The sequence below is a fragment of the Micromonospora sp. NPDC005203 genome (assembly GCF_042872705.1).
GTDB lineage: Bacteria > Actinomycetota > Actinomycetes > Mycobacteriales > Micromonosporaceae > Micromonospora.
The window spans coordinates 135,251-160,472 of sequence record NZ_JBIAKV010000008.1 but is presented as its reverse complement, the minus strand read 5'-3'; the positions used below and the strand labels follow the sequence as shown (position 1 = coordinate 160,472).

The window sequence follows — 25,222 nt, the reverse complement described above, 5'->3', positions numbered from 1 at the left end:
TTTCATGGCATCTCTTGATCCGAATCGCATAAATATGATTCGATGCGATCAGACGATGCCGTGCCACCTCTGGACACCGCAGGCCGGCGAGCCCGAGGCGTCGCCTGCCACACGTTGACCGGTTGACTGGAGATCTCATGACCAGCCCTCGATCCGCTCCGCCTCGGCAGACTCCGGGAGCAGCCCGCCCGCGCCGTGCCCGCGTCAGGCCCACAGCGCTGAGCATGCTGTCGGTCGCAGTGCTAGCCCTGACGTACGTGGTAGCCATGCCTGTCGCGTCCACACCAGTGGGCCTGACCATGGAAGTAGCCGCCACCTACGTCAAACTGGGCAACCGGACCACCGGCAAGTTCATCGACGGCATGGGCCGGACCACCAACGGCGCCGCGGTCGGCCAGTATTCCTCGTCGTCCAGCGACAACCAGCAGTGGACGATCGATGCCGTCGGCGACCACGTCCGGATCAGGAATCGGGCCACCGGCCTGTACCTGGACGGGATGGGCCGCACGACGGGCGGGTCCATCTGCGGCCAGTGGAGTGACAGCGGCAGCACCAACCAGCAGTGGACCCGGGAGGACTCCGGCGGCTACGCCAAGTTCAGGAACCGGGCCAACGGGCTGTACCTGGATGGCGGGGGCAGCACGTCCGACGGCGCCAACCTCGTCCAGTACGCGAACAGCGGCAGCACCAACCAGCAGTGGATCGTCACCGACGTGTCGACTCCGGGATCGGGCACGATCATGGTGGACGGCAACAACATCCGCGCCGGCAACGTCAACGGCCTGACGTTCAAGGGCTTCGGTGCGCTCAGCGCCAACAGCACCAGCGAGTTGCTGATGGATTACAAGGCCCAGAGCCCGACCGCCTACGCGCAACTGCTGCGGGTCCTCTTCGGTGGGGAGAGTCCGGTCTTCACCAACGTGAAGATCGAGATGGGCAACGACCGCAACAACTCCACCGGACCGGACCCCGCGACCATGCGTTGGGAGTCCGAGACCCCCAACGTCAAGCGTGCGCAGGGCTTCCAACTCGCGGCCGACGCGAAGAAGGTCAACCCCAACGTCAAGGTGTCCCTGCTGCGGTGGAACTCCCCCGGCTGGGCGAACAGTAACGACAAGGTCTACACCTGGTTCAAGAAGACCATCCTGAGCGCGTACCGGACCTACGGGTTCATGGTCGACTACGTCAACCCTGGTCTCAACGAGCGCGGGGCGGACCTGAACTGGACCAAGACCTATGCCAACCGGGTCAGGACCGACAGTGCCGACTTCGCCAACTCGACAGAGCAGTCCCGGTACAACCAGCTCAAGGTCGTCATCTCCGACGAGGTCGGTGTCGGGTCGTTCGGCGGCAGCATGATCAGCGACGCCGGCCTGCGTGACGTGGTGGCGGCGGCCGGCTACCACTACAGCCCCGACGACGACAGCGCCGGCAACTTCAAGCGCCTGGCGACGGACTACGACAAGGAGATCTGGAACAGCGAGGCACAGGCGACCTTCGGCAACTCCGCCCTACGCCCCAACAACAACATGCGGTCCCCGTCGGTGGTCGGAACCGGCATCGGCGGCACCAACAGTGCGCTGGAGATGGGAAACACCATCATCAAGGGATTCGTCAACTCGCGCCGGACCAACTTCATCTACCAACCGGCCATCGGGTCCTTCTACGAGGGTGGGCAGTACTCCTACAAGGAGGTCGTCAGCGCCCGTGATCCCTGGTCGGGCTGGGTGCACTACGACGCCGCCATCGACGTGCTGCGGCACTTCAGCTGGTTCGCCAAGACCGGCTGGGAGAACTCCAGCAACACGGCCGGTATCTGGCGTGCCGTCCCCGAATCCAGCTATACCGGAGCGACCGGGACGAACCCGGTGGTCGGACGCAACGGCACGCCCAGCTATCTCACGCTCGCCGCGCCCGACAGGCGCAACTTCTCCACGGTCTTCATGAACGACAGCGAGTACACCCAGTCGTACCGCCTCCAGCCGGTGAACATGGCCTACTCGGGCACTCCGGCCCTACAGCTGTGGGAAACCCGCGCGGCCGACCCCGGCCAGGCGTTCAACGCCAACTACCTGAAGCACCTCGGCAGCGTCCCGGCCGAAGACGGCGGGGTGTACTCGGTGACGGTCAGGCCGAACTCGGTCGTCACCGTGACGACGCTTGCCAACCACACCAAGCCCGAGTACCTGGAACCCCTGCCGGTGGAGGGCCAGCGCACCGTGCTGGACACCGACATCTCCGGCGACGTGCAGAGCACCAGCGACAACATCCTCTACGCCGACGGCTTTGACTACTCCGGCAAGACGGTCCCGGTGATCGGCAGTGGCGGCACCATCACGGGCACGGAGGACTTCATCACGTCGCGTGGCGGCGCCAGGAGCGTCATCCCGCGCTACGCCAGCGACCGCAACGGCGCCTTCGAGGCGTACCAGCCGGACGGATCGACCAATTACGTCCTGCGCCAGCAGTTGGACGGCCCGAGCCAGGGCCTGGGCGGCGCGTGGAACGGGGGGGACGCGGTCACCAGGATCGGTGACAGCCGGTGGCTCAACTACAAGGCCAGTGTCGACGTCTCCTTCGAGAACAGCAGCACCCAGAACGGCGCCAACCACGCCCGGCTGGGCATCCGCGAGCAGCACGGTGACAACGGTGCGCCGTACTCGGTGAGGTTCACCTTCGACGGGGGCTGGCAGTTGCTGGTCAACAACAGCGCGGTCGCCAGCGGCAACGTGGTCAGCGGCGCCGGCGGCGTGCGGATCGGTGGGTTCAACACCGCTCCCAACGCGTGGCACAACATCGCGCTGAGGGGCGTCGGAAGCACGGTGACCGCCTACCTCGACGGCGTCACACTGGCCACCTACACCGACCCGAATCCCAAGCTGTCCGGCCGGATCACGCTGGGCAGCGGTTACTACTTCACCCGGTTTGACAACCTCAAGGTGGAGACGGTCGACGGAAGCCCGCCGTACTACTCCGAGGTGCTGGACAACCTGGAGATGTCCGACCTGGCCAACCCGCCCGCCCGGAAGCTGGTGTACGGCGGGTCCTGGGCGCACGAAAACGGTAAGGGTATGTACAACGTTCAGCGGAGCCTGTCGACCAGCCAGGGAAGCGGCTCGACGCTGACCTACACGTTCGCCGGCACCGGACTGGACATCATCGGGCCGAACAACGGCTCGGCCGTCCTGCAGGTCACGGTGGACGGTACGGTGGTCAACTCCGCAGCGAGCACGCTCGCCTCTCCCGAGTTCTATCAGACGTACGCCCTGCGCAACCTCGGCGCCGGCACGCACACCGTGGAGATCGTGGTGCGCAGCGGCACTCTCGTCGTAGATGCCGTCGGGGCCGTCCGGCCGTGATGCCTGTCGCGCCGCAACCGCCTGCACCCAACAAACTGCGGACCGCCCGCGCTCGGCTCTGATCGATCCTGAATCAGTCAGCTCATGTCGTGGCGTGCCGCCGCAACAGCGACCACACACCAATAGAACCTGCATCGTCCCGTCCCCGTCCCCCAACAGAAAGGACGACGCAATGCGACCTACCATGTTCAGCCGCCCCCTGTCCCGAATGGCCAGGCTCGTGGCCGCAAGCGCGGTGATGGCGACCACGGCTGCCGCGGCGGCAATCGCCATCACCGCCACCGCCGGCCCGGCCGCTGCCGCCACCAGCCAGTTCAGAGGCATGAACTGGGCTCAACTGGGTGACAACTTCAGCACCAGCCCGCTCGTCGTGCAGGGCCTGAGCCAATCCGACAGCTACGCGACAGTGCAGGCCAAGGCCAACGCCCTCTACGACGACATGGCCTCCACCATGGGGATCAACACCGTCCGGTTGCCCATCAACACTCAGACAGTGGCCAACACCACCTGGTGGAACGCCTACCGGGGCGCCATTGACGCCGCCACCGCCCGTGGAATGAAGGTCATCCTCACCTTCTGGACGGATCATTCCTCCGGCGCGAGGATCGCGAACCTCGCCGCGTGGAACACGATGTGGTCCAGCGTGACCAGCGCCTACGGCTCGAACACCAACGTGTACTTCGAGCCAATGAACGAGCCGGGCGGTTACAGCTCGGCACAGTGGCGCGACATCGCAGCCACCTGGCTCAGCACCCACTACTCGGCCGCGCCCAGCCGGGTGCTCATCGGCGGCACTGGCGCAAGCCAGGACCTGCGCGACATCTGCAACGACAGCCGCTTCAACTCGACGCTGCTGTCCTTCCACCACTACGCGTTCTTCTACGGCTCGATGACCTACGACGCCTGGCGGAGTCACATGCAGACGCGTCTGGGCAACTGTGCCTCCCGGGCGGTCGCGACCGAGTTCGGCGGACCCATGGACAACGGCCTCAACTACGCCGACGCGAACAGCACCGACAACTTCGTGCGCCACATCCGTGCCATGGCTCAGGTCATGCGTGACAACCAGATGGGCGGCACCTACTGGCCCGCCATCGGCGGCAAGAACTCCGGCTCCGGTCACGACTGGTATTCGATGTTCGCCCTCAGTGGCAGCGGCACCGATCTCAACTTGACCATCCGCAACACTTCTGGCGCCGACCGGATCCGCTATGCCTATGGCGACAACATCGGCGGCGGGTCCACGACGCCCCCGCCCTCGGGGACCCACTACCGGATCAACAACGTCAACAGCGGCAAGGCGATGGACGTGATCGGGCAGTCCACGGCCGACAGCGCCGAGATCAAGCAATGGAGCTACGTGGGCGGCAGCAACCAGAAATGGCGCTTCGAGGACGCCGGTGGCGGCTACTTCCGCATCGTCAACCAGAACAGCGGCAAGTGCCTCGACGTCGCCTCCGCCTCCACCGCGGACGGCGCGAACATCGTCCAGTGGACGTGCGGCAGCGGCCAGAATCAGCAGTGGCAATGGCAGTCCCAGGGTAGCAACTTCCGGCTCGTGGCCCGGCACAGCGGCAAGTGTCTGGACGTGTACCAGTCAGGGACCGCAGACGGCGCGGACATCCAGCAGTGGACCTGCGGAAGCGCCAACAACCAGCGCTGGACAAGAACCGCGGTCTGACCGGGGCTCACCGAGGCGGGGTGGCAGACCGTGCGGCACGGTCTGCCACCCCCGATTGGTTACTCCAACGTCACTTGGCTGCGCCGTCTGGCGTGGCGTGGGCATGAGGACCGGTGGCGGGTCGACCTGGACGAGGCGGTGACGCGTGGCGTTCGCTGTGAGTCGAAACGACGGGCTGACGACGACCCGTCACGGGTCCGGTCGGACGAGGTGCGGTCGACGGGTGAGGCCGACAAGCGTCGCCAGTCGCGCCACGCCAGCCGGCGCCGGCTGCGCACGGACAACATCGGCGATCACCGTACGCGTCAACGGCCGGGCCTCGCCTCCGTGATCATGAGGTGGGCGGGTGGTTCGATCTCCACCCGGCTCGTCAACATCATGATCACCGGGGCGGGACGGGGTCGGGTTGGTGGGGGTGGGCGGGAGGATGCGGTTTGCGGCCGTCAGGGCCGCTGCCAGGGCCAGGTGGTCGCGGTGTGACGCGCGGAGCGCCTGGGCTACCGCGATGGCTGCTGTTGCCGCCACGAGCTGGTTGTCTTCGGCGGTGGCCACCGCCCGGTCGGCGGCCAGCCGGGCCAGGTCGGCCCCGCCGAGCTTGACCAGCAGCGACGAGGTGATCCGGTACGCCGGCACCAGCAGCTCCGCCGACCGCACGCCCTGGGCGGCGTCGAGCAGACCCGGCAACTCCCGGGCGGGTCAGGCGCCTTCCGTGGTCCGCCGGCTTTCGAGCCTCGATCGGCGATGATGGGCGGCAACGTGCGACGACCCGCCCGGGGAGCCAGGTAGCTCAGCGCCCACGGGCGACTTGCTCGCGTATCAGTCGCCGGTTCCTGTTGCGAAGACGCGGCGGTGCGGAAGACTGGGGAATCAGCGGGGGTTTGCCTGTCCGACCACGGACGAAGTGCGCAAGTGCCTGGTCATGGCCGACGGCGGAGCCAGCGAGCTGATCGGCGTGGCTGACAAGGAGTGGCGACGTTGAGTGATACGGATCTTGGTACCCGCAGCGACCGGGGTAGTGAGTACGCCGACCTTTCCCGTCTGGTCCGAAACACGGGTCTCCTCGACCGACGACCCCGCCGCTACGCGGGGCGGGTGACGGTGATCCTGGCTTGTCTCGTAGTGCTGGGCGTGGTGTTCGTGCGGCTCGGGTCGTCCTGGTGGCAGACGGCCACCGCGGCCGGCGTCGCGGTGCTCCTCGCGCAGCTGGCGTTTCTCGGTCACGACGCCGGGCATCGGCAGATCTTCCGCTCCCGCCGGGCGAACGACGTGGTCGGCCTGGTGTGCGCCAACCTGGTGAACGGGATCAGTTACGGGTGGTGGGTTGACAAGCACAACCGCCACCACGCCCACCCGAACACCGAAGGCCGCGACCCCGACATCGTCGTGGCTCCGCTGTCCTTCACCCCGGGTCAGGCCGCGACGCAGCACGGCCTGCGGGCGCTGTTCGTCCGGCACCAGGCGGCGCTGTTCTTCCCCCTGCTGCTGGCGGAGGGTCTGCACCTGCACGGCGCCAGCATCCGGGCGATCGTCAGCCGCGGCGGACTCAAACGCCGACGAACCGAGGCCGGCCTGCTCGTCCTGCACTTCGCCGGCTACCTCGCAGCCGTGTTCCTGGTCCTGAGTGTTCCGCAGGCGATCGTGTTCATCCTGGTCAACCAGGCCCTATTCGGGCTCTACCTGGGCAGCTCCTTCGCCCCGAACCACAAGGGCATGCCCATCCTGACCGAGGCCGACGACCTCGACTACCTACGCCGACAGGTCCTCACCTCCCGCAACGTGCGCGGCGGCCCGTTCCTCGACGCACTACTCGGTGGGCTCAACTACCAGATCGAACACCACCTCTTCCCCAGCATGCCCCGACCCAACCTCCGCCACGCCCAGCCGCTGATCCGCCAGTTCTGCGCGGACCACGAGATCGCCTACCACGAAACCACCCTCATCCAGTCCTGGGCGCAAGGGCTGGCACACCTACGGGCAGTGGGCACCGGACCGACCCGATCGGGCAACGACTGAGACTTGGTGCTCACCGGCCGCGCCACGGAAGTGCCAGCGCCGGCCCCCAGGCCGCCTTCGCCTGCCAGCCGCCACCCGGCCCATTCACGCCTGACTCTTCCAGCCGCGCGCCATCCCGCTCGGTGCGCCCCGGTCGCGACACACCTAGAGTGCGAGGGGTGACGAGTGTCCCCCGGGAGGCAGAAGCGCCCATCGGTCCGATCGGCGCGACACTGAGCCGACTGATGTTCCTGGCCATCTGCCTGCCCGGGCCGGTGCTGCTCGTCGCCGCCGTGACGCTGGAGCCACCGCGACCGCCCGCAGACTTCTGGGGCCTACTCGCCGGTGGCGTACTGGCGACGTTGGTCGGCGTTGGTTTCGGCGTCTTCGGCTGGCGGGTGGTCAACCGTTCGCGCCGTGACGCACGTCGGCTGTCCGCCGCTGGTGTCGCCGCGACGGCGGAGATTCTCGCTGTCGCCAACCACCTGGGCGGAGAGGATCCCGGGCTGGAACTGCACCTGCGGATCAGCGGGTCCGGGTTCGCGACGTTCGAGGCGGACACGGTCCGGGCGGTAGACCCGACGCTCGTGCCCGGCGCGGTGCTGGCTGTCGTCGTCGACCCCACCGATCGTGTCTTTTCGATCGCTTAGCGAACCGCGACACGCAGGACCAGCCCAGGTGACCTCGCTGCCCGAAACAAACGGGGAAGGCCGACGAGCGTCGCGGCAATGAGGCGTGCGTCGCCACCTGGGTCGGCCGCGAGTGAACAGAACAGGCCCCCACCTCGTCAGGCCGACCACCCAGGCACGTTGCTCACCCCGTGGAGACGGTGCTCCTCGGCGTGGGGCTGACTCCCGTTATCGCCAAAGCGAGCAGCCGCCTCGCGTCGGCGGCGGGGTCCGGGTGGTGCTCCGTGGCCAGGGCGATGCCGGTGATCAGCGCGAGCAGATCGCTGATGGTCACCTCCGGTGCCACCGCGCCGTCCGTCGCGGCTCGGCGTACGAGTGGTGCACCCGCCGCGGTGAGCTGGTCTGTGGCGCAGTGCTCGTGCGCCTCGGTGGGTTCGGTCGTGCAGTCGCGGGTCATCGCCATGGCCAGCCCCCGCATGGTGGCGGCGTACCCGGTGACGGTCTCCAGCCACGCCAGCAGCGCGGCCCGCGCGTCGGTCGCGTCCGCCAGGGCTCGGGCCTGGTCGCACAGGGTTTCGATCAACCCGTGGAAGACCGCGTCCAGCAGTGCGTGCCGGCTGGGAAAGTGCCGACGCACGGTGGCGGAGCCGACTCCGGCGATGCGGGCGATCTGTTCCAGGGACGCGTCGGCACCGTGCGCGGCGATCTCCTGCTCGGCCACGGCCAGCAGGCGCGCGTAGTTACGCCGGGCGTCCGCTCGCTGGGTGTGCATGGCGTCACCTCGGGTTGCTAAGTGGCGGGGTCCGCCATATCTTAGCCGAGTGGAAACGGCGGGTCCCGCCGTTTAACATTCACCCCGCGACAGGAGACTCGTCATGTCCACCGATTTCGCACCCGTCCTGGTCACCGGCGCCACCGGAAGGCAGGGTGGCGCCACGGCCCGCGCCCTGCTCACGGCCGGCGTACCCGTCCGAGCCCTGGTTCGTGACCCCGCAACCGACCGGGCGAGGGCGGTCGAGGCGCTCGGCGCCGAGCTGGTCACCGGCGACCTCCGCGACCGCGACTCGCTGATCAGGGCGGCCCAGGGAGCCCGGGCCGTCTTCTCGGTGCAGATGCCCGCGATGACCGAAACCACCATCGACTTCGACGGTGAGCTGACCCAGGGCTTCAACCTGATCGATGCCGCGCTGGCCGCCGAGGTGCCGCAGTTCGTGCACACCTCCGTGAGCGGCGCCGGCCAGCACACCGAGACGCCCGGCTGGGCCGAGGGCCGGTGGGCGGCCATGGCGCCCTACTACGCCACCAAGGCCGGCATTCAAGACCGGGTACGCGAGGCGGGCTTCAAACGCTGGACGCTTCTCAAGCCGAGCTTCTTCATGGACAACTTCCTGCCCTCCATGGCATACCTGATCCCCCGTGGCGTCGCCGGTGGCCTGGCGACCGTCATCAAGCCCCAGACGTCGCTCTCCCTCGTCGCGACCGACGACATCGGCCGCGCGGCCGCCGCGGCCATCGCCGAGCCGGATCGGTTCCACGGGGTCGAGCTGGAGTTGGCGAGCGACTACCGGACGATGACGGAGATCGCGAAGGCCCTCTCCGACGCGCTGGGCGTCGAGCTGAGCGCGCCGGACATGACCGAGGAGGAGGCGATCGCCGCCGGCATGCCGGAGTTCGCCGCCATCTCCCACGAGCAGATGAACGTCGTCGGGCAGCCGGCCCGCCCGGAGTACGCGCAGGCCCTCGGCATCCCCCTCACGACCTTCGCGCAGTGGGCGCGCGACGCCCTGCGGGAGTCGTCGCGGCGTTGAGTGGCTGACGCCCACCGGGTTGGGCGGGCGTGCCTCGCATCAGCGTGCGGCCCGGCCGGGGACGGACCGCGGGTACCGGAAGGCGCTCCACAGGGCGGTGGCGACCGCAGCGGCCAGCAGAATCCGCACCGCGTTGAACACCACCGTGTCGCCCGTGGAGTGCGGCGGGAAGACGTCCTTGACGAGCCAGCCGACACCCAGCCCCAGCCCGATGCAGGCGTACATCGCGGCCCGCAGGCGTGGAAGGGGCTGCGGACGGCCGAAGATCCGCCGCACCGTCGTGCCGCCTCGGCTCTTGACGAGCAGCACGGCGGCCATGGCCAGGTTGGCGGCGGCGCACACGATGGCCAGGGCCAGGTGCACGGGTTCCATGGGGCCACACGCTAGCGCAGGGCTGCCACGCGGCAGGGACGGCAGCACCCGCGAACGCCGGTCGGAGGTTTGGCCGGAGACAACTTCGAGCACTACCGGGGGGTCAGGCCCACGTGCCACAGAGGAGCGAGCCCAGTGAAGAATCCGCCTCTCGGCATCTTCCTCGTCATCGTCGGCACCATCATCGGGTTTGTGCTCGCCGACACCATCGGTGAACGCCATCCAGACGCCTTCGTGGCTATCGCGGGCGGCGTCATCATTCTGGGCATGACTGGTGTGCTCGTGCACCTGCTGCGCCAGCGGCGACAGCGGAACTGACCCAGCCGCCGGAACATCAGGGGGAGACACACGATGCTGCGTCGACAGGCAACGCTGACACTGGTCGTACTCGCGTTCTTCGCGATGGTCATGGTGGCGAGGTTCATCTGGCCAGAGATATCACCAGCGCTTCGGTACCTGAGTGGCGGTTTGATCGCGGTCGGCCTGCTCGTCATGGTCGTCGGCTTCGTGCTGAGGGAACGACGGCGGCGCTCTGAAAGCTGACACCGCGCGAGGTCGACAGCCCTGACCGCCGGTCATCGAGTCAGGCCGACCAGCGTCGCCGGTCGCGCCACGCCGGCCCACGCCGCGCCGCGCGTAGCTGTCCCACACGATCAGGCAGAGGCGAGCAACTGGGTCAACCCCAGATTGCCATGACCGGTGCGCGACATTCTGGGCGATTGCGGACGAAAGATGATGGGTCCGGCCAAACTGGCGTCGCACACAACGGCTCCGACCCACAATGTGGGGTGCGGAGGCGTCATCCGCGGCCGCCATGCGAAGCGCCGGGTTGTGAGTGGGTCATCACCGCGGACCGGTACGGCAGGCCCGGGAACCCCGAGGCGGGACTTTCCTTGCAGCCAGATCGATCGGCCGTGGCCGCAGGTACCAACGGCCCGACCACACCAGCGTCAGCCACTCATGCGGTGCTCATCAGATGCTCATCGGTCTGCGGCAAGGTCGAGAGGAGCGCCTGCCGACTGCGGCGGGTGCACCGTTCCGGCACCGGTCGGCGACCACTCACCAGGAGAACAGCACGTGGACCTGCAACTCACCGGCAAGACCGCATTCATCAGCGGATCCAGTCAAGGCATCGGTTACGCAACCGCGAAGGCCCTGGCCGGCGAGGGCGTCAACATCGTCCTCAACGGCCGCGACCCGGCAAAGCTGGCCGAGGCTGTCGACGTGTTGCGTCGGGAGGCGCCCGGCGTTTCCGTCACAGGTATCCAAGCCGACTTCTCAGTTGTCGATGACGTCGACAGGCTGTGCGACGAGCTGCCCGGCGTCGACATCCTCATCAACAACGTCGGGCTCTACGAGCTCAAACCTTTCGACCTCATTTCCGACGAGGAGTGGCGGCTCTACTTCGAGGTGAACGTGCTCAGCGGGGTCCGGCTTGCCCGGCACCTCATGCCGGCGATGCTCGATCGGGGGTGGGGCCGGATCGTGTTCGTGAGCAGCGAGTCGGGCGTCAACATCCCCGCCGATATGCTTCACTACGGCACGTCCAAGACGGCGATGCTCGCACTGGGTAACGGCCTGGCGAAGCTGACGAAGGGCACTGCGGTGACCGTCAACTCGGTGCTGGGCGGGCCCACATATTCCACCGGCGTCGCCGAAACGGTCAGGTCGCTGGCCGATGCCCAATCCCTGCTGGAGGACGACCTGAAAGTGGCGATCATCGGTGCCAATCAGACCTCCCTACTGGGACGCTTCATCGAACCGAGTGAGATCGCAAACGCCGTGACCTTCCTCGCCAGTCCCGCCGCGTCCGCAATCAACGGATCGGCGGTGCGCGTCGATGGAGGTGTGCTGACCACGATTCTCTGAGTCCGCAGCGGGATTGATCCGCCGAGGCCCGTACCGGTGGCGGGCCGTGGGATCATCGGGGCGAGCCCACAGTAAGCGGCGACGTGGCCGGGCGGCGAAGCTGCTTCCGTCGCCGCCCGAGCAGGACCCCGGGCTGCGGTCCTGACCGCGATGCCGGGGATCGGGGTCAGGACCGCGCATCATGACATCGGCGATCACGGTACGCGCCAACGGCCGACACCGAACCTCAGCCGGCGCGACACTGTCCGCGTTGACCAGCGCCCGTGCGACGCCGCGCAGGTCACCCACCTGGAGGTACGCCCGCGTGACGTCCACGAGGCACGCGCCCGATACTCGACCGGCAGCCGCCGCCACGCCTTCCGCCGAATCACGGTCGAGTGCCTGTGCAGCGCCTCGTCCGCCTCGGCAGCGGGGAGCAGCGTCATTGTCGGCCGTCATCGCTGCCGAACGAGATGCCTCCGTGGACGTCGCGAGCCTGTACGACTGACCCGCCGATCTCGCCGGACACCGTATTTGTCACATTGCCCGACTGGGTCGCGACAACCGCCCGCACCTGAGCGAAACGGGCGCGGAACTCCGCGTCGAAAGCGGGGTCACGCAGCGCCTCCTGCTCCAGGAGCGCGGCGAGACGAAGAGCAGTTTCTGGCGGCGGTGCCCCTCCGGTGGCCTGCGCCAAATCCTGCACGGCGGCCTCACCGCGAAAGCGGCGCTGGAGGAATTCGGTCAGGCCCACCACGGCAGATCGTGCCCCTTCGGCAAGGCTGGTGGTCGCCCACGCGACGAGCGTGGTTGCCGCGATGAGCATGAGCGTGTCGTCCACTGCGCACCCTTCGGTCAGCCACGCTGGTCTGCGCCCCAGCTCGGCCGAGTTCGATCCAACCAGCTCAATGTTACTATCCGTGCCTACGTCACCACATCGCTGGAGGCCGTCGTGAGCGCACGCCGATGGGAAGCAGACCCGTCCGCCCAGCTCAGTCGCCGTTGGGGGAAGTCGTCGCACGAGTTGGGCAACACCTCCGGAGACGGGAGCTGTCCCGATGTGTGGGAGCTCAGCAACGGGGACGTCGCCGTCATTGGGCAGGATCTCACCGAGAGCTACCGGGACAGACTCCCCGACGGCGTGTCAGTCGACCCCGGCGAACGCCTTATCATCATCCCTCGATCAACCATGCTCGCGGCGAAGGTGGACATCCCCGATGCGTGAGCTCCTCGGCGGAGACCTCGGCGAACTGCTGGCCCTCGACGACTACTGGGCCGACTTCGAGCAGCGGTTCTGGAAGACCGGGCCGCCGGGCTTCTACAAGCTGGAGCGGCAACAGACGTTCAAGGAACCTCATGACGAGGGCTGGCAGGCGTTCGCCGCCGGCCGGTGGCAGGAGTCGCTGCGGATTCTCGACGCGCGACGCCCCGAGTTCGAGGACTACTACCGACGTGTCACCGTCAGCGGCTTCGCCACTCGCCGGGTACGGGTCGTCCAGGAGCCGCTCACCGCGTACCTGCAATGGGAGCTGCACGTGTTGCGACTGCGGCACGAATGCGGCGGTCTGACCCGGGTGGTGGGGCCGGATCGGGTCGCCTCCGCGGAGACTGACCGTCCACTGCCGGAGATCTACACTCTCGGCACCGATGTGATGTACGAGGCGATCTACGACGCCGACGGCGTACTCGAAGCGGCGCGACGGTGGCGGACGCCGGCCGTGGTGGCACGGTGTCAGGAGTTCATCGAGGCGCTCTACCTCGACGGTGAGCCGCTGGACGAATACTTCGCACGCGCGGTGGCGCCACTGGAGCCTCCGCGGGTGGACTGAGCGATGGTCGGCACGGGCGAAGACGAACGTCGACCAGATCATGTCAACCAGTCCACGGTGTCCAGCCCCGCCGACGTCGTGCAGGCCCGCGACGTCTACGGCGGGGTGCACTTCCACGCCGTAGACCGCCTCCCCGTCCACCCGCCTGCTCGCCAGTTGCCCGGCGAGGCGTTCGGCTTCGTCAACCGAATCGACGAGCTGGGCTCACTCAATCGCTTCCTCCTCGACGAGGCCGTCCGCGCGACCCTCTTCGTCATCTCCGGCACCGCAGGCGTGGGCAAGACGGCACTGGCGTTGCGATGGGCGCATGCCGTACGACAGCGGTTTCCCGATGGGCAGCTCTACGCGAACCTCCGCGGCTACGATCCGGGCCAGCCCAGCGGCCCGGAACAGGTGCTCGACCGGTTCCTGCGCGCGCTCGGCGTTCCCGCGTCCGCCGTGCCCCCCGACCTTGAGGATCGCGCGGCGCTGTACCGCTCCCGACTGGCTGACCGGCGGGTTCTGGTGCTCCTGGACAATGCCGCCTCCGTTCGGCAGGTACGCCCGCTGTTGCCGGGCACGAACAGTTGCCTGGTGATCGTCACCAGTCGGAGCATGCTGTCCGGTCTCGTCAGCCGCGACGGCGGCCGGCGCCTGACGCTTCGGGTGTTGTCCGAGGGCGACGCGGTGGCCCTGCTGCGAGACGTGATCGCGCCCTATCGCGCCGGGGACGACCCACATGAGCTGGCCGAACTGGCGCGCTTGTGCGCGCGGCTGCCGCTGGCGCTTCGGATCGCGGCCGAACGGGCGGCGAGCCGGCCGTTCATGCCGCTCGCCGAGCTGATTCGGGACCTGCGCGACGAGTCGGCGCTCTGGGACGCCCTCAGCGCCGACGAGGGCGACGACGCCGACGCGGTCCGCTCCGTCTTCGCGTGGTCCTACCGGGCGTTGAACACCTCCGCCGCCCGGCTGTTCCGGCTGCTCGGCCTGCAACCCGGCCCGGATCTCAGCGCGCCGGCCGCAGCCGCTCTCGCCGACCTGCCGGAGGGGCAGATTCGGCAGCCGCTCGACGCGCTGGTGCACGCACACCTGCTCGAACAGAACGCTCCCGGCCGCTACCAACTGCACGATCTGTTGCGCGCGTACGCGGCGGATCAGGCGCGACACCTGGAGAGCGAGGAGAGCCGTCGAGAGGCAGTGAGCCGCGTACTCCGCTGGTATCTGCACACGGCGGACGCCGCGCTGGGGCGCACCCTGCCGTTCTACCGGACGATGCCCCTGGACCCGCCGAGCGACGTCACGCCCCTGTCCTTCGCCACCGCTGAGGACGCCGACGGCTGGTTCACCGTCGAACAGGACAACCTCGTCGCCGCCACGCGCGCCGCGGCGGACGCGGGCCTGCCCCGGGTGGCCTGGCACCTGGCGGTGCTGTTGCGCAGCGTCTTCATGCACCGCAACGCCTTCGACGCGTGGTTCGCCACCGCCCGGACCGGTCTCGCGGCAGCCAGGTCGCTGGGTGACAAGCGTGCGGAGGCGGAGGCGTTGGAGAGTCTGGGGAAGGCCCACTTCCAGGCCCGCCAGCTCGTGGAGGCGGCGGAGCACCACCAGGCCGCGCTGACTGTTCGGCGGGACATCCGCGACGAGCACGGCATCGCTGTGTCGATCAACGCGCTGGGGCTGTTGGCACTGCGGCACCGCCGACTCGACGACGCGCTCGCCCGGTTCGGCGAGAGCCTGGACATCTTCACGCGACGCGACGACCAGCGGTGGCGGGCGCTGCTGCTGAGCAATCTCGCGGAGACCCGGTACGAGCTGGGTGACCTCGCCGAGGCGGTGCCGCTGCTGGAGCAGGCACTGGCGGTGCAGCGGGGCATCGACGACCGGGGACAGGAGGGCAACTCCCTGTTCTTCCTCAGTCTGACGCTGCGGGAACTCGGCCGTACCGGCGAGGCCCTGGCCGCGATCAAGGCGGCGCTCGTCATCGCCGAGAACGGCAGCCCGGTCTGGTTGGCGCACTGGCTGGTGGAGTACGCCCGGGTGCAGCGTGCCCTTGGCCACCCCGCCGCGGCGATGGAGGCGGCGCACCGGGCGGCCACGATTCAACGCCGACTGGGTGACCGCAGCCGGGAGGCGGTGGCGCTGGACGAGACCGGCGCGGCTTATCAACGGCTGGAGCAGCCGGGGGAAGCGATCGCCTTTCACCGCCGCGCCGCCGCGATGCACCGCGATCTCGGCGACGGCTGGCAGCTCGCGCTGACGCTGGATCACCTGGCGGCGGCGCTGACCGGGACCGGGCACGCCGAGGAGGCGGAACGGCATCAGCGGGAGGCGGTCCGGCTGCTGACCGGGTTCCCGGACGTCCGTGCGCAACGGCTGCGCCAGCGCGTCGAGTCGGGACTCCGAGAAGGACCGGTCAGCGGGTGAGGCCAACCAGCGTCGCCAGTCGCGCCACGCCGGCCGGTGCCGGCTGCGCGCGGGCAACCTCGGCGATCACGGTACGCGCCAACGGCCGGCACCGAACCTCAGCCGGCGCGACACTGTCCGCGTCCACCAGGGCGCGGGCAGCCCCGCGCAGGTCACCCACCTGGAGGTACGCCCGCGCGACATCGACCAGGTACGCGCCCCGATACTCGGCCGGCAACCGCCGCCACCCCTCCCGCCGCACCACGCCCGAGTGCCCGTGCAGCGCCTCGTCGGCGTCACCCCGTTGCGCCGCCACCACCACCCGAGCCAGGTCGACGGCGATCGGCCCGAAGCTGGTGCGGTGCGTGTCGTCGTACCCCCGAAGGTGTGCGGCAACGCCCGCGGCCCGGTCGGTCAACTCCCCGGCGCGGTGGTGGTCGCCGCTGCCAGCGGCGGCAAGAGCGGCCTGCACCAACAGCGTCCCACCCACCGCCCACTCCCCCGCCGACCGCTGCAGCCGAACCCGGCTCGCGGCAGCGAGGGACGCGGCCAGGGCCAAGCCGTCGCGGCCGGCGACGCGGAGCGCCTGGCTGACCGAGATGCCCGCCGTCGCCGCGAGCGCCGGGTCGTCGGCGGCGGTGGCCATCGCGCGGTCGGCGGCCAGCCAGGCCAGGTCGGCCTCGCCGAGCTTGACCAACAGCGACGAGGTGATCCGGTACGCCGGCACCAGCACCTCGGCCGACCGCGCGCCCTGGACGGCGTCCAGCAGACCCGGCAACACCCGCACCAACTGCCCGTAGTGCGCGTGCTGGTAGGACAACCAGGCGTACCCGACCTGCCTCCGCAACTCCTCCGGCGTCTGCGCCGGGGCCTGCGGGATGTCGTAGCGGGCGAACGCGGCCCGGATGTCGTCCACCCCGTCCGGCGTGCCCGCCGGGGTGCTCGGCTGCTGGCCGAGCAGCACCTCCGGGTCGACCCGCAGGACGTGGGCCAGCTCCTGGATGACCGAGTACCGGTCCAGGGCGCGCACGCCCCGCTCCACCTTGTCCACCCAACTCTTCGACCTGCGCAGCCGGTCGGCGAGCATCTGCTGCGTCATCGACCGCCGCACCCGCCAGCGGGCCACCCGGCGACCGATCGGGAGGTCATCGCTTGTCACGCCGCCACCGCCGGTCCGGGACCGCGCGGGTCGTGTCGTTTACGGGTACGCGGTCCGCTTCGGCCTGGGCCAAGAGGCGCTGTTTGGCAGCCTCCCGTTCGGCCGCCTCTGACTGCTCGCCCCTGCTCACGGGCTCGTCGCCTAGCACGCCCACCTCCGTCAGTCGGGCGCGACGGACTGATTGTCGCCGTCGCCCACGAACTCCTGTGATTAGCGAAGCGGGCTGCTCGGTAACCGACCAGATGACGAACGATGCGTCCCATTGCGCTGCTCAAGACGTGGGTTGCGCGGGGTTGCGCCAGTCTCCACAAGACCGAAACAACCCATAGGCTCGTCACTAGTAGTAGTTGGCTCATGCCTGGAGGCGGAACAATGACGCGACCGGTGACGAACGCGGCGTTTGAAGGAATGCTCCGGGCAGCCGGATATGGCAACGCCCACGCCGCCTTCGCTCGCCAGCTCAATCACGCCGGCCGCAACGAGGGTGCCTGGCGGTATGACGCTGCCAGCGTCTACTGGTGGCTACGCGGTCGTCGGCCTGGCGAGCACGTCCAAGCCGCCATGGCCGAAACACTGGCCCGCAAGCTCGGCCGCTCGGTCGCCGCTAGGGAGCTGGGGTTCGACACAGCAGACAGCATCGGAACATGTGCCTACCCCGCCTCCGTTGACGGTGCGATCGATACCGCCGAGCAGACCTGGACGAGGCTCGCCAGGCACATCGATCAGCATTCGAGCGGAGCGTTCGACAGCGGCAAGGCCCTTCAGGCGGCGCTCAGTTGGCGGTATGACCTGCCCGACGAGACGGTCAACCGCTCCGGCCGACGGCAAGTCACGGCCACCGACGTTCAGTCGCTGTACGCCCTGGCGGACCACTTCACCGACCTCGACCGACGTCACGGCAGCGGCTCTCCAAACACCCGTGCCGTCATGGCGGACTTCCTCGCACGTCAGGTCGCGCCCATGCTGCGCGGCACCTACACCGACGCCGTGGGGCGCGACCTCGTGCGCGCGGCGGCAACGCTCTCCGGCCAGCTCGCCTTCATGTCGTACGACGCGGGCGAGCACGCCATAGCGCAACATCACGTGACCCTCGGTCTGCGACTCGCGAAGGCGGCCGACGACCGCCTCTACGGTGCCCACCTGCTGGCCAACCTGGCCACGCAGGCCGTGTTCGTGGGGCATGCCCGGGAGGCAGCGCGGCTCATCGAAGCGGCCATTGACGGGGCCGGACGCGCGCCCGCCGCTGTCCTCGCTCGGCTGCATGCCACCGCCGCTACTGCGTACGGACAGTCAGGCGAGCGACGTGCCTGCCAGCTCTCTCTCACGAAGGCTGAGCGTGCTCTCGATCGGGCGGACACAGATCTCGGTCCGCGCTGGGTCGGCTACTTCAGCCCTGCCCACCTCGCCGGGGCGGCGCTAAGGTGCCTGGGTGACCTGCATCTATACACACAGGCGCTTCGACACGCTCCCGACGCGCTCACCCTCGGCAGTCAGAACATCCGAACTCGAGCCCTGCACACTGCCCTCATCGCTGTGACCCATGCCCGCGCTGGGAACACCGAAGCCGCCTGCAACTGGGCGTGGAAGCTAGCGCAGCACAATGCGGGCATTCAGTCCGCACGTGTTCAAACCCGCGTCCGCGAACTCACTACTGCACTCAGCCCGCAGCAGGCAAAGCCCCAGGTTAACGAGATATTGCATACTCTCACGACCAGCTCAGCCGACTGCTGACGCGAGTGCATCTGGACACGTCCGCTACCGTCATCGAGGTGACCTGGACGGAGCCCACGGCGTGGTACGCCAACCTGGCCTCTTTCTACGCCGCTGCTGCGGCCTTCATCACCAGCCCGGCAGGCGAGGTGCTTCTTGTCAAACCGTTCTACAGGGAACACTGGGTCTTCCCAGGAGGCTACATAGAGGAAGATGAGTTCCCACACCAAGCTTGTGCACGTGAGGTCCGCGAGGAGTTGGGTCTCACGTTGGTGGTCGGCGGATTGCTCGTCGTCGACTGGGCACCGTCGGCGGGAGAGCGACCCCGCGCGATTATCAGCTTGACATTCGACTGCGGGACTCTCTCGACGCTGGACGATCTCGAACTACCTGGGCAAGAATTGGACGAGGTTGCCTTCTTCTCGCTAGGCGAGGCGGAACGGCACCTACCCGAGAACGTCGCTCCCCGAGTCCGCGCGGCCGCACACGCCCGAGCCAGCAAAGTTCCCGCTTACCTAGCTGGCGGTTCCGCCGGGCGGACGTAGGCAAACAATCACTCTTGTGACCATTTTATGCACTTCCGCTGCCCAAGAGGATCGGGAATCCGACAGTTGCCACCCAGCCGGGGAGGCTTGAGTGCGATGAGTTGACGCGCAAGGTCTATTCTGTCGAGAGAAGATTGAACGGGGCACGCAGAACCGCAACCCGTTGCGCACCACGCGCAGCCGGTGGCCACTGCTGACCTATGCTTGTTCGACTGGTGGAGGAAAATTGGCCGGAAAGCGCCGCAATGCGCAAATCAGTTTCTATCAAGTCAGGAGCGCCACCGGCGAGCCTTTCGGCGATAAAGTGAATTGGCAAGAGCTCCTCAGCTACATTTCCGAGCAATCGATCGAAGAGCGTCGACACTTCATAAACGGAGCCAACCACTGGGGCAAATCCTACCACTATAAGGGCATCTGGCACCTGCTGCTTGCTCGGAAGCGGGACGAGGTATCGTCCCTCGACCTCGGCAAAGACGAGCTGATTGATACAGAGTCCGATGCGTCAAGCCCATACGTAGAAGTGACGTTTATCCACTTCATTCCGAAAACAAATTCCTTGGGGCTCGTACTAGGATCCAATGCCGCACCCCGAGTTAGCACCCTGGCTGCCTGGATAAACCAGCATCAGGTCCTTGACGAGGAAGTCGAGATTGTCCCGGTAATCGACGCACGGGTAATGGAAAAAATCTATAGCGCGAAATCAGCCAAATTGGTCAAGGTGACTTTTGAAGCAGACCATCCGGATCGCATCCGGCAAAGCAGCGCACTAGCTGATGCCGCATATCGAATGCAAGAACGCATTGGTGATGTTGAGATCAGCCTTGAGTTGAAGGTTGCGCCGAGCCCGCGCGAGCGGAGGAACCTACTAGAAGAAGTTCAAAGCCTCGCTGCCACAAGAGACTTCAAGAAAGCCTTTGCTTCGTTGATATCCATTGACGACGATGGGAACGAAAGGACCGAGGCTGTCGATTTCCTAAATAACCGTCTGACCGCGAAGGCTAAGATCACTGTCACCGACAAGGACGGAAAATCGGTTAGGGTCCACTCTGCTATCGATGCGATCTACCGAGCCATCGAGAATAAGCGTGGCGACCTACCTGAACTTGCATCCACCCTCGACAAAATTGTCATAGAGCAGGCCCTGTCGGCTCCGAGGGCTCTTTCGCTCAAGCAGAGGCCACGGCCAGCGATCGAGGCGGGATCGGACGCCTCGGATCCTGTCACACCCTAGCTATACCCTCCAGAGGGAGGTGGTGGCATGGGACACACAGTTCGCGACGCTCTAACTGGAGTCCGGGCTTCGCTACGACGTCGGCTATTTCGGGTTCTCAACCCATGGTCCAATCATCCAGGAATTGACCTTCTACTCGTTGCCCTAGCCGTAGGGGTCCATTCTTACATCGTGGGGGTGCACCACGTCGGCGATGCATTGGCATGGACTAGCCAAGACCAAAGAAAGGATATATACAGCGCGGGGTCCGCTTTAATGGCCCTGATAGCAGGATTCGCGGGCACTGCAATCGCTCAGTATGGCAGTTCATCAGGTCCCGTAGTAACTGCTTTGCGCTCTACCCACGGACCAAGAATTCGTCGAAATTGGATCAACATCGCTGCATGGCTACTTGTCGGCGCGGTCTTTTGCCTGGGTGCCATGACGGTCGATCGCCCCAGCAATCCTAATGGCTCTCAATGGATATTTGAGAGCGCCCTAGCTATCGCCATAACTAAATTTGCGCGGCTACTTTTCCTATTCAATCTCATCCTATTGTCAGTAGATGCGGAAGTGGAAAACATCCCCAGGAGAAGGGCGCCTCAACTACGTGTCCCACGTGATTTAGAGAACGAGCAATAACTACGTAATCTGATGCGCATATTGATGTTAGAGCGCCACAATCGCCGCAGTCTCCGCAGGCAACTGGATCCGGTCCCGCATGACGGTGACCCCCTCCCCCGTAGCCAGCAACACCCGCCGAGCCACCCCAGGCAGCGACACCCCCTGCCCCCGCCCAGCGAAGTTCGCCACCACAAGCGTGTCCCCCCGCCGCATCAGCAAAAACTGGTCCCCATGCTGCACAGAAACCGCATGCAGCCGAGGATCCGACAGGTCAGGCACAGACCGCCGCAGCCCAATCAACCGCTGGTAGAACGACAACATCGAAGCATGCTCAGGCTTGTCCAGCTCTGCCCAGTCCAACCGCGACCGCACGAACGTCTCCGGATCCTGCGGATCCGGCACGTCCCCCTCCGGCCACCCGTGCGACGCGAACTCCCGCCGCCGCCCGCTACGCACCGCAGACGCCAACTCCGGCTCCGGATGCGACGTGAAGAACTGCCAGGGCGTAGAGGCAGCCCACTCCTCCCCCATGAACAACATGGGAGTAAACGGAGCCGTCAACAGCAACGTGGCCCCGACCCGCAGCAGCGAAGGCGACAGCGAAGCCGAGATCCGATCCCCGGTAGCCCGGTTCCCGATCTGATCATGGTTCTGCAGGTAAGCCACCAACCGATGCCCAGGCACCCGCGAATCCAGCGGCCGCCCATGGTGCCGGTTGCGGAAGCTCGACCAGGTCCCGGCGTGGAAGAACCCACCCGTCAGCACATCCGACAGCGTCTCCAGAGAGCCAAAATCCCCGTAGTACCCCTGCCGCTCCCCCGTCAGCAACGTGTGCAGCGCGTGATGAGCATCGTCGTTCCACTGCGCGTGCAGCCCGAACCCACCAGCCTCCCGAGACGTGATCAGCCGCGGATCGTTGAGGTCGGACTCGGCGATCAGCGACAACGGCCGCCCCAGGTGCGTCGACAGCGACTCCACGGCAAGAGCCAGCTCTTCGAGCAGCGGCACCGCCCGCGAGTCCGGCAGGGCGTGCACGGCATCCAACCGCAGCCCGTCCACGTGATAGTCGCGCAGCCACATGAGGACGCTGTCGATGATGTAGCGGCGTACCTCGTCGGAGTGCGGCCCGTCCAGGTTGACCGACCGCCCCCAGGAGTTCGACTGCTCGGCGAGGTACGGCCCGAACTGTGGCGCGTAGGCCCCGGAGGGCCCGAAATGGTTGTAGACGACGTCGAGGATCACCCCCAACCCGCGCGCGTGGGCGGCGTCGACGAACCGTTTCAGGCCGTCGGGGCCGCCGTACGGCTGGTGCGGGGCAAACCAGCAGACGCCGTCGTACCCCCAGTTGTGTTCGCCGTTGAAGGCGTTGACCGGGAGCAGTTCGATCAGGTCGACGCCGAGTGACACCAGGTGGTCGAGGCGGTCGATCGCCGCGTCGAAGGTGCCTTCCGGGGTGAAGGTGCCGATGTGCAGCTCGTAGAGGATGCTGCCGGGCAGTTGCCGGCCGGTCCACGAGGTGTCGGACCACGCGAAGGCCGAGTGGTCGTAGCGGCGGCTGGGCCCGTGCACACCAGCAGGCTGCCACGGTGAGCGGGGGTCGGGCAGCGGGGTTTCGTCGTCGTTCAGCAGAAAGGAGTAGTCGAGGCCGGCGTTGGGCACGTCGACGCGCCACCAGCCGTCGGCGGCGGCGCGCATCTCGTGGTCGGCGTCACCGGTGAGGCGTAGCCGCACGCGGGTGGCGTCCGGTGCCCACACGGAGAATTCGGTCATGACGCAGCCTCCACGGCAGCGGTGGGTGGGGCCAGCAGTGCGACGGGATAGTCGGACAGAAGGTCGTCCAGAGGGGTCTCCCCGCCACTGTAGACCCGACCGGTGAACAGGTCGGTCACCTCGTTAACGGGAAGCGACAGCGCGGTGTCGCACCAGCCGCCGGCGCGGGCCAGGCCCAGCGGCAGCCGGGTCGCGACGGTGATCGCGCCGCCCCGGTCGAACGCCACCGCGTGCCGCCCCAGCCGCCCGTGCGCCGGCACCGGCCGGTAGCCGGTGAACAGCTCCGGGTGCGCCCGCCGCAGCCGCAGGGTCCGCGACACGACGAGCAGCTTCGCCGCGCCGTCGGTGTCGATCGGGGGACGCCAGCCGCCGTCGAGGCGGGCCAGCAACTCTCGGCGTACGTCGAAGTCGACCGGGCGGCGGTTGTCCGGGTCGACCAGGGAGTTGTCCCACAACTCGGTGCCCTGGTAGGTGTCCGGGACACCGGGCATGGTGAGTTGTACGAGTTTCTGCCCGAGGGAGTTGGACCAGCCGGCCGGGGTGATGGCGGCGGCGAGTTCGGTCAGCTCGTCGTGCAGGCTCGGGTCGTCGTACATCCGGTCGATGACCGCGTGCATGGCCTGTTCGAAGGCCGGGTCCGGGTCCGCCCAACTGGTCGAGGCCGCGGCCTCCCGGGCGGCCTTCTCGGCGTACGCGTGCAGCCGTTCCCGTTCGATCGGCCACGCGCCGACGGCGGTCTGCCACAGCAGGTGGGCGAACGCCGGGTCGGGCAGCGGCGCGTACTCCATCCAGGTCTTGACCTGCTCGGCCCAGCGGCCCGGCAGCTCGCTGAGCACGGCGAGGCGGGCGCGGACGTCCTCGCCGCGTTTGGTGTCGTGGGTGGAGACGGTGGTCATGGTGGCGGGCCAGCGAACCTGCTGGGCGGAGGCGTTGCGGTGGAACTCCGCCGGCGGCACCCCGAAGTGGGCGGGGCTGTCGCCGACCTCGTTGAGCGCCACGAACCGGGTCCACCGGTAGAACGCGGTGTCCTCCACGCCCTTGGCCATCACCGCGCCGGTGAGCTGCGGGAACCGTTTTGCCAGCTCGTCGTTGGGATCGCGCAGTCGGCGGGTGACCGCGTCCAGGGCGCCGGCCAGGTCGGGGCGACGGCGGCCGGCCTCGGAGCGGGCGGCGGCGAGGTGCCGGGCGCCGTGCGGTGGGTAGCCCCGGTAGACCTCGAACGCGGCGGCCAGCTCGGCGAGGGCCGAGCGGGCCTGCTCGGTGGGCACCTCGGGGGCGAGCGCGGCCAGTCGGGTCAGCTCGGCGGCGAGCAGCCCGGTGGCGGCGGCCAGCTTGGTGGCGTGGGTGAGGTCCTCCCAGGAGGTGCGGTGCCCGGCGAGCTGGGTGTCCAGCACCGTGAAGTCGCCCTCGGCGTCGGTGTCGACGAAGAGCCCGCCGACCGCGGCCAGCGCCTCGTAGCCGGTGGTGCCGTCCACCGGCCAGTCCGGCAGCTCCTCGCCGTACTCCAGGATCTTCTCCACCACGAGCCAGGCGTCCGGGGCGGCGGCCCGCAACCGGGTCAGGTAGCCGGCCGGGTCGCGCAGGCCGTCCGGGTGGTCGACGCGGATGCCGTCGACCTCCCCGGCGGCGGCCCAGCGCAGGATCAGCTCGTGGGTGGCGGCGAACACCGCCGGGTCCTCCACGCGCAGACCGGCCAGGCCCGCGATGGCGAAGAACCGGCGGTACGTCAGCTCGGCGTCACCGCGCCGCCAGGAGACCAGCTCGTAGCGCTGCCGGTCGTGCACGTCGGCGGCGGTGCCGTCGCCGGTGCCGTCGGCGATCGGGAAGCGGTGCTCGTGGTAGCGCAGCTCGTCGTCGACCACCTTGAGGTCGTCCAGGGCGGCCGGGTCGTCGGCGAGCACCGGCAGCAGCAGCCGGCCCCGGTCCCAGTCGATGTCGAACCAGTCGGCGTACGACGAGTCGCGCCCCCGGCGCAGCACGTCCCACCAGGCCGGGTTGGCCGAAGGTACGGCGACACCGGCGTGGTTGGGCACGATGTCGACGACCAGGCCGAGCTGGTTGGCGCGCAGCGCGCCCAGCAGTCGCTGCCGGGCGGCCTCGCCGCCCAGCTCCGGGTTGACCGCCCGGTGGTCGACCACGTCGTAGCCGTGCTGCGAACCGGGGGTGGCGGTCAGCAGCGGGGCGGTGTAGAGGTGGCTGACGCCCAGGTCGGCGAGGTAGTCGAGGATCGCGGCGGTGGCGTCCAGGTCGAAGCCGGGGCGGACCTGGATGCGGTAGGTGGCCTTCGGAGGGGTGGCCGGCATG

General features: G+C 67.9%; 20 protein-coding genes. 13 read left to right on the top strand and 7 right to left on the bottom strand.

The annotated features are described in order from the left end of the window. The first annotated feature begins 266 nt into the window (after positions 1 to 266). Positions 267 to 3,359: an RICIN domain-containing protein gene (locus ACFYPM_RS19385; RefSeq protein WP_387198484.1), complete on the top strand. Its 3,093-nt coding sequence runs from the start codon at positions 267 to 269 to the stop codon at positions 3,357 to 3,359. Positions 3,360 to 3,579: 220 nt separating this feature from the next. After that, on the top strand, positions 3,580 to 5,040 hold the full coding sequence (locus ACFYPM_RS19380; RefSeq protein WP_387198481.1) for an RICIN domain-containing protein: 1,461 nt from the start codon (positions 3,580 to 3,582) through the stop codon (positions 5,038 to 5,040). A gap of 189 nt (positions 5,041 to 5,229) precedes the next feature. On the opposite strand, the gene ACFYPM_RS19375 is transcribed toward ACFYPM_RS19380, so the two are convergent. Next, positions 5,230 to 5,724 (bottom strand): hypothetical protein, encoded by a 495-nt coding sequence (locus ACFYPM_RS19375; RefSeq protein WP_387198479.1) that lies wholly within the window; start codon positions 5,722 to 5,724, stop codon positions 5,230 to 5,232. Between the two features lie 291 nt (positions 5,725 to 6,015). On the opposite strand from ACFYPM_RS19375, the gene ACFYPM_RS19370 reads away from it, so the two are divergent. Together ACFYPM_RS19370 and ACFYPM_RS19365 are read left to right on the top strand one after the other, a co-directional pair. Then, entirely contained in the window at positions 6,016 to 7,053 is a 1,038-nt protein-coding gene (locus ACFYPM_RS19370; RefSeq protein WP_387198476.1) for a fatty acid desaturase family protein, read from the top strand. 158 nt (positions 7,054 to 7,211) lie between these two features. Next, the gene (locus ACFYPM_RS19365; RefSeq protein ID WP_387198474.1) at positions 7,212 to 7,682 is read left to right on the top strand and encodes a hypothetical protein; all 471 of its coding nucleotides are present in this window, start codon (positions 7,212 to 7,214) and stop codon (positions 7,680 to 7,682) included. A 163-nt stretch (positions 7,683 to 7,845) separates the two neighbouring features. Here ACFYPM_RS19365 and ACFYPM_RS19360 read toward each other — a convergent pair whose 3' ends face one another. Beyond that, the gene (locus ACFYPM_RS19360; RefSeq protein ID WP_387198471.1) at positions 7,846 to 8,433 is read right to left on the bottom strand and encodes a TetR/AcrR family transcriptional regulator; all 588 of its coding nucleotides are present in this window, start codon (positions 8,431 to 8,433) and stop codon (positions 7,846 to 7,848) included. 103 nt (positions 8,434 to 8,536) lie between these two features. On the opposite strand from ACFYPM_RS19360, the gene ACFYPM_RS19355 reads away from it, so the two are divergent. After that, on the top strand, positions 8,537 to 9,469 hold the full coding sequence (locus ACFYPM_RS19355; protein WP_387198468.1) for an NmrA family NAD(P)-binding protein: 933 nt from the start codon (positions 8,537 to 8,539) through the stop codon (positions 9,467 to 9,469). Positions 9,470 to 9,508: 39 nt separating this feature from the next. On the opposite strand, the gene ACFYPM_RS19350 is transcribed toward ACFYPM_RS19355, so the two are convergent. Next, positions 9,509 to 9,841 (bottom strand): hypothetical protein, encoded by a 333-nt coding sequence (locus ACFYPM_RS19350; protein ID WP_387198465.1) that lies wholly within the window; start codon positions 9,839 to 9,841, stop codon positions 9,509 to 9,511. A gap of 135 nt (positions 9,842 to 9,976) precedes the next feature. On the opposite strand from ACFYPM_RS19350, the gene ACFYPM_RS19345 reads away from it, so the two are divergent. The 3 genes from ACFYPM_RS19345 (at position 9,977) to ACFYPM_RS19335 (ending at position 11,710) form a co-directional block, all read left to right on the top strand. After that, complete coding sequence (locus ACFYPM_RS19345) at positions 9,977 to 10,159, top strand: hypothetical protein (RefSeq protein ID WP_387198463.1); 183 nt, start codon at positions 9,977 to 9,979, stop codon at positions 10,157 to 10,159. Between the two features lie 33 nt (positions 10,160 to 10,192). Beyond that, positions 10,193 to 10,384, top strand: coding sequence for a hypothetical protein (locus tag ACFYPM_RS19340; protein WP_387198460.1), 192 nt, complete (start codon positions 10,193 to 10,195; stop codon positions 10,382 to 10,384). A 534-nt stretch (positions 10,385 to 10,918) separates the two neighbouring features. Further along, a complete protein-coding gene (locus ACFYPM_RS19335; RefSeq protein ID WP_387198456.1) occupies positions 10,919 to 11,710 on the top strand; it encodes an SDR family NAD(P)-dependent oxidoreductase in 792 nt (263 codons plus the stop codon). A gap of 421 nt (positions 11,711 to 12,131) precedes the next feature. Here the strand turns inward: ACFYPM_RS19335 and ACFYPM_RS19330 are convergent, their stop codons facing one another. Next, positions 12,132 to 12,530 carry a hypothetical protein gene (locus ACFYPM_RS19330; protein WP_387198453.1) on the bottom strand — a complete coding sequence of 133 codons (399 nt, stop codon included), beginning with the start codon at positions 12,528 to 12,530 and terminating at the stop codon, positions 12,132 to 12,134. Positions 12,531 to 12,906: 376 nt separating this feature from the next. On the opposite strand from ACFYPM_RS19330, the gene ACFYPM_RS19325 reads away from it, so the two are divergent. Then, positions 12,907 to 13,518 (top strand): DUF6879 family protein, encoded by a 612-nt coding sequence (locus ACFYPM_RS19325; RefSeq protein ID WP_387198450.1) that lies wholly within the window; start codon positions 12,907 to 12,909, stop codon positions 13,516 to 13,518. Between the two features lie 57 nt (positions 13,519 to 13,575). After that, positions 13,576 to 15,921 carry an ATP-binding protein gene (locus ACFYPM_RS19320; protein WP_387198447.1) on the top strand — a complete coding sequence of 782 codons (2,346 nt, stop codon included), beginning with the start codon at positions 13,576 to 13,578 and terminating at the stop codon, positions 15,919 to 15,921. Here ACFYPM_RS19320 and ACFYPM_RS19315 read toward each other — a convergent pair. Further along, positions 15,911 to 17,059 carry a helix-turn-helix domain-containing protein gene (locus ACFYPM_RS19315; protein WP_387198444.1) on the bottom strand — a complete coding sequence of 383 codons (1,149 nt, stop codon included), beginning with the start codon at positions 17,057 to 17,059 and terminating at the stop codon, positions 15,911 to 15,913. The genes ACFYPM_RS19320 and ACFYPM_RS19315 overlap by 11 nt on opposite strands. Positions 17,060 to 17,431: 372 nt before the next feature. Here ACFYPM_RS19315 and ACFYPM_RS19310 point away from each other — a divergent pair, with 372 nt between their 5' ends. The 3 genes from ACFYPM_RS19310 to ACFYPM_RS19300 all read left to right on the top strand — a co-directional run bounded on the left by ACFYPM_RS19310 (position 17,432) and on the right by ACFYPM_RS19300 (position 20,545). After that, entirely contained in the window at positions 17,432 to 18,790 is a 1,359-nt protein-coding gene (locus tag ACFYPM_RS19310; protein WP_387198441.1) for a hypothetical protein, read from the top strand. Positions 18,791 to 18,828: 38 nt separating this feature from the next. Next, complete coding sequence (locus ACFYPM_RS19305) at positions 18,829 to 19,314, top strand: NUDIX domain-containing protein (RefSeq protein ID WP_387198439.1); 486 nt, start codon at positions 18,829 to 18,831, stop codon at positions 19,312 to 19,314. Positions 19,315 to 19,540: 226 nt separating this feature from the next. After that, positions 19,541 to 20,545, top strand: a complete 1,005-nt coding sequence (locus ACFYPM_RS19300) for a hypothetical protein (protein WP_387198436.1) — start codon at positions 19,541 to 19,543, stop codon at positions 20,543 to 20,545. 648 nt (positions 20,546 to 21,193) lie between these two features. Here the strand turns inward: ACFYPM_RS19300 and treZ are convergent. Together treZ and treY are read right to left on the bottom strand one after the other, a co-directional pair. Next, complete coding sequence (gene treZ, locus ACFYPM_RS19295; RefSeq protein ID WP_387198433.1) at positions 21,194 to 22,918, bottom strand: malto-oligosyltrehalose trehalohydrolase; 1,725 nt, start codon at positions 22,916 to 22,918, stop codon at positions 21,194 to 21,196. After that, on the bottom strand, positions 22,915 to 25,221 hold the full coding sequence (gene treY, locus ACFYPM_RS19290) for a malto-oligosyltrehalose synthase (protein ID WP_387198430.1): 2,307 nt from the start codon (positions 25,219 to 25,221) through the stop codon (positions 22,915 to 22,917). Before treY ends, treZ begins: the two co-directional genes overlap by 4 nt. Between the last annotated feature and the right edge of the window lies 1 nt (position 25,222).

Bases quoted from the DNA above. Each gene is read 5' to 3' on its own strand.
- ACFYPM_RS19340 (WP_387198460.1), top strand. From the start codon at position 10,193: ATGCTGCGTCGACAGGCAACGCTGACACTGGTCGTACTCGCGTTCTTC.
- ACFYPM_RS19325 (WP_387198450.1), top strand. From the start codon at position 12,907: ATGCGTGAGCTCCTCGGCGGAGACCTCGGCGAACTGCTGGCCCTCGAC.
- treZ (WP_387198433.1), bottom strand. From the start codon at position 22,918: ATGACCGAATTCTCCGTGTGGGCACCGGACGCCACCCGCGTGCGGCTA.
- ACFYPM_RS19355 (WP_387198468.1), top strand. From the start codon at position 8,537: ATGTCCACCGATTTCGCACCCGTCCTGGTCACCGGCGCCACCGGAAGG.
- ACFYPM_RS19360 (WP_387198471.1), bottom strand. From the start codon at position 8,433: ATGCACACCCAGCGAGCGGACGCCCGGCGTAACTACGCGCGCCTGCTG.
- treY (WP_387198430.1), bottom strand. From the start codon at position 25,221: ATGCCGGCCACCCCTCCGAAGGCCACCTACCGCATCCAGGTCCGCCCC.
- ACFYPM_RS19350 (WP_387198465.1), bottom strand. From the start codon at position 9,841: ATGGAACCCGTGCACCTGGCCCTGGCCATCGTGTGCGCCGCCGCCAAC.
- ACFYPM_RS19385 (WP_387198484.1), top strand. From the start codon at position 267: ATGCCTGTCGCGTCCACACCAGTGGGCCTGACCATGGAAGTAGCCGCC.
- ACFYPM_RS19310 (WP_387198441.1), top strand. From the start codon at position 17,432: ATGACGCGACCGGTGACGAACGCGGCGTTTGAAGGAATGCTCCGGGCA.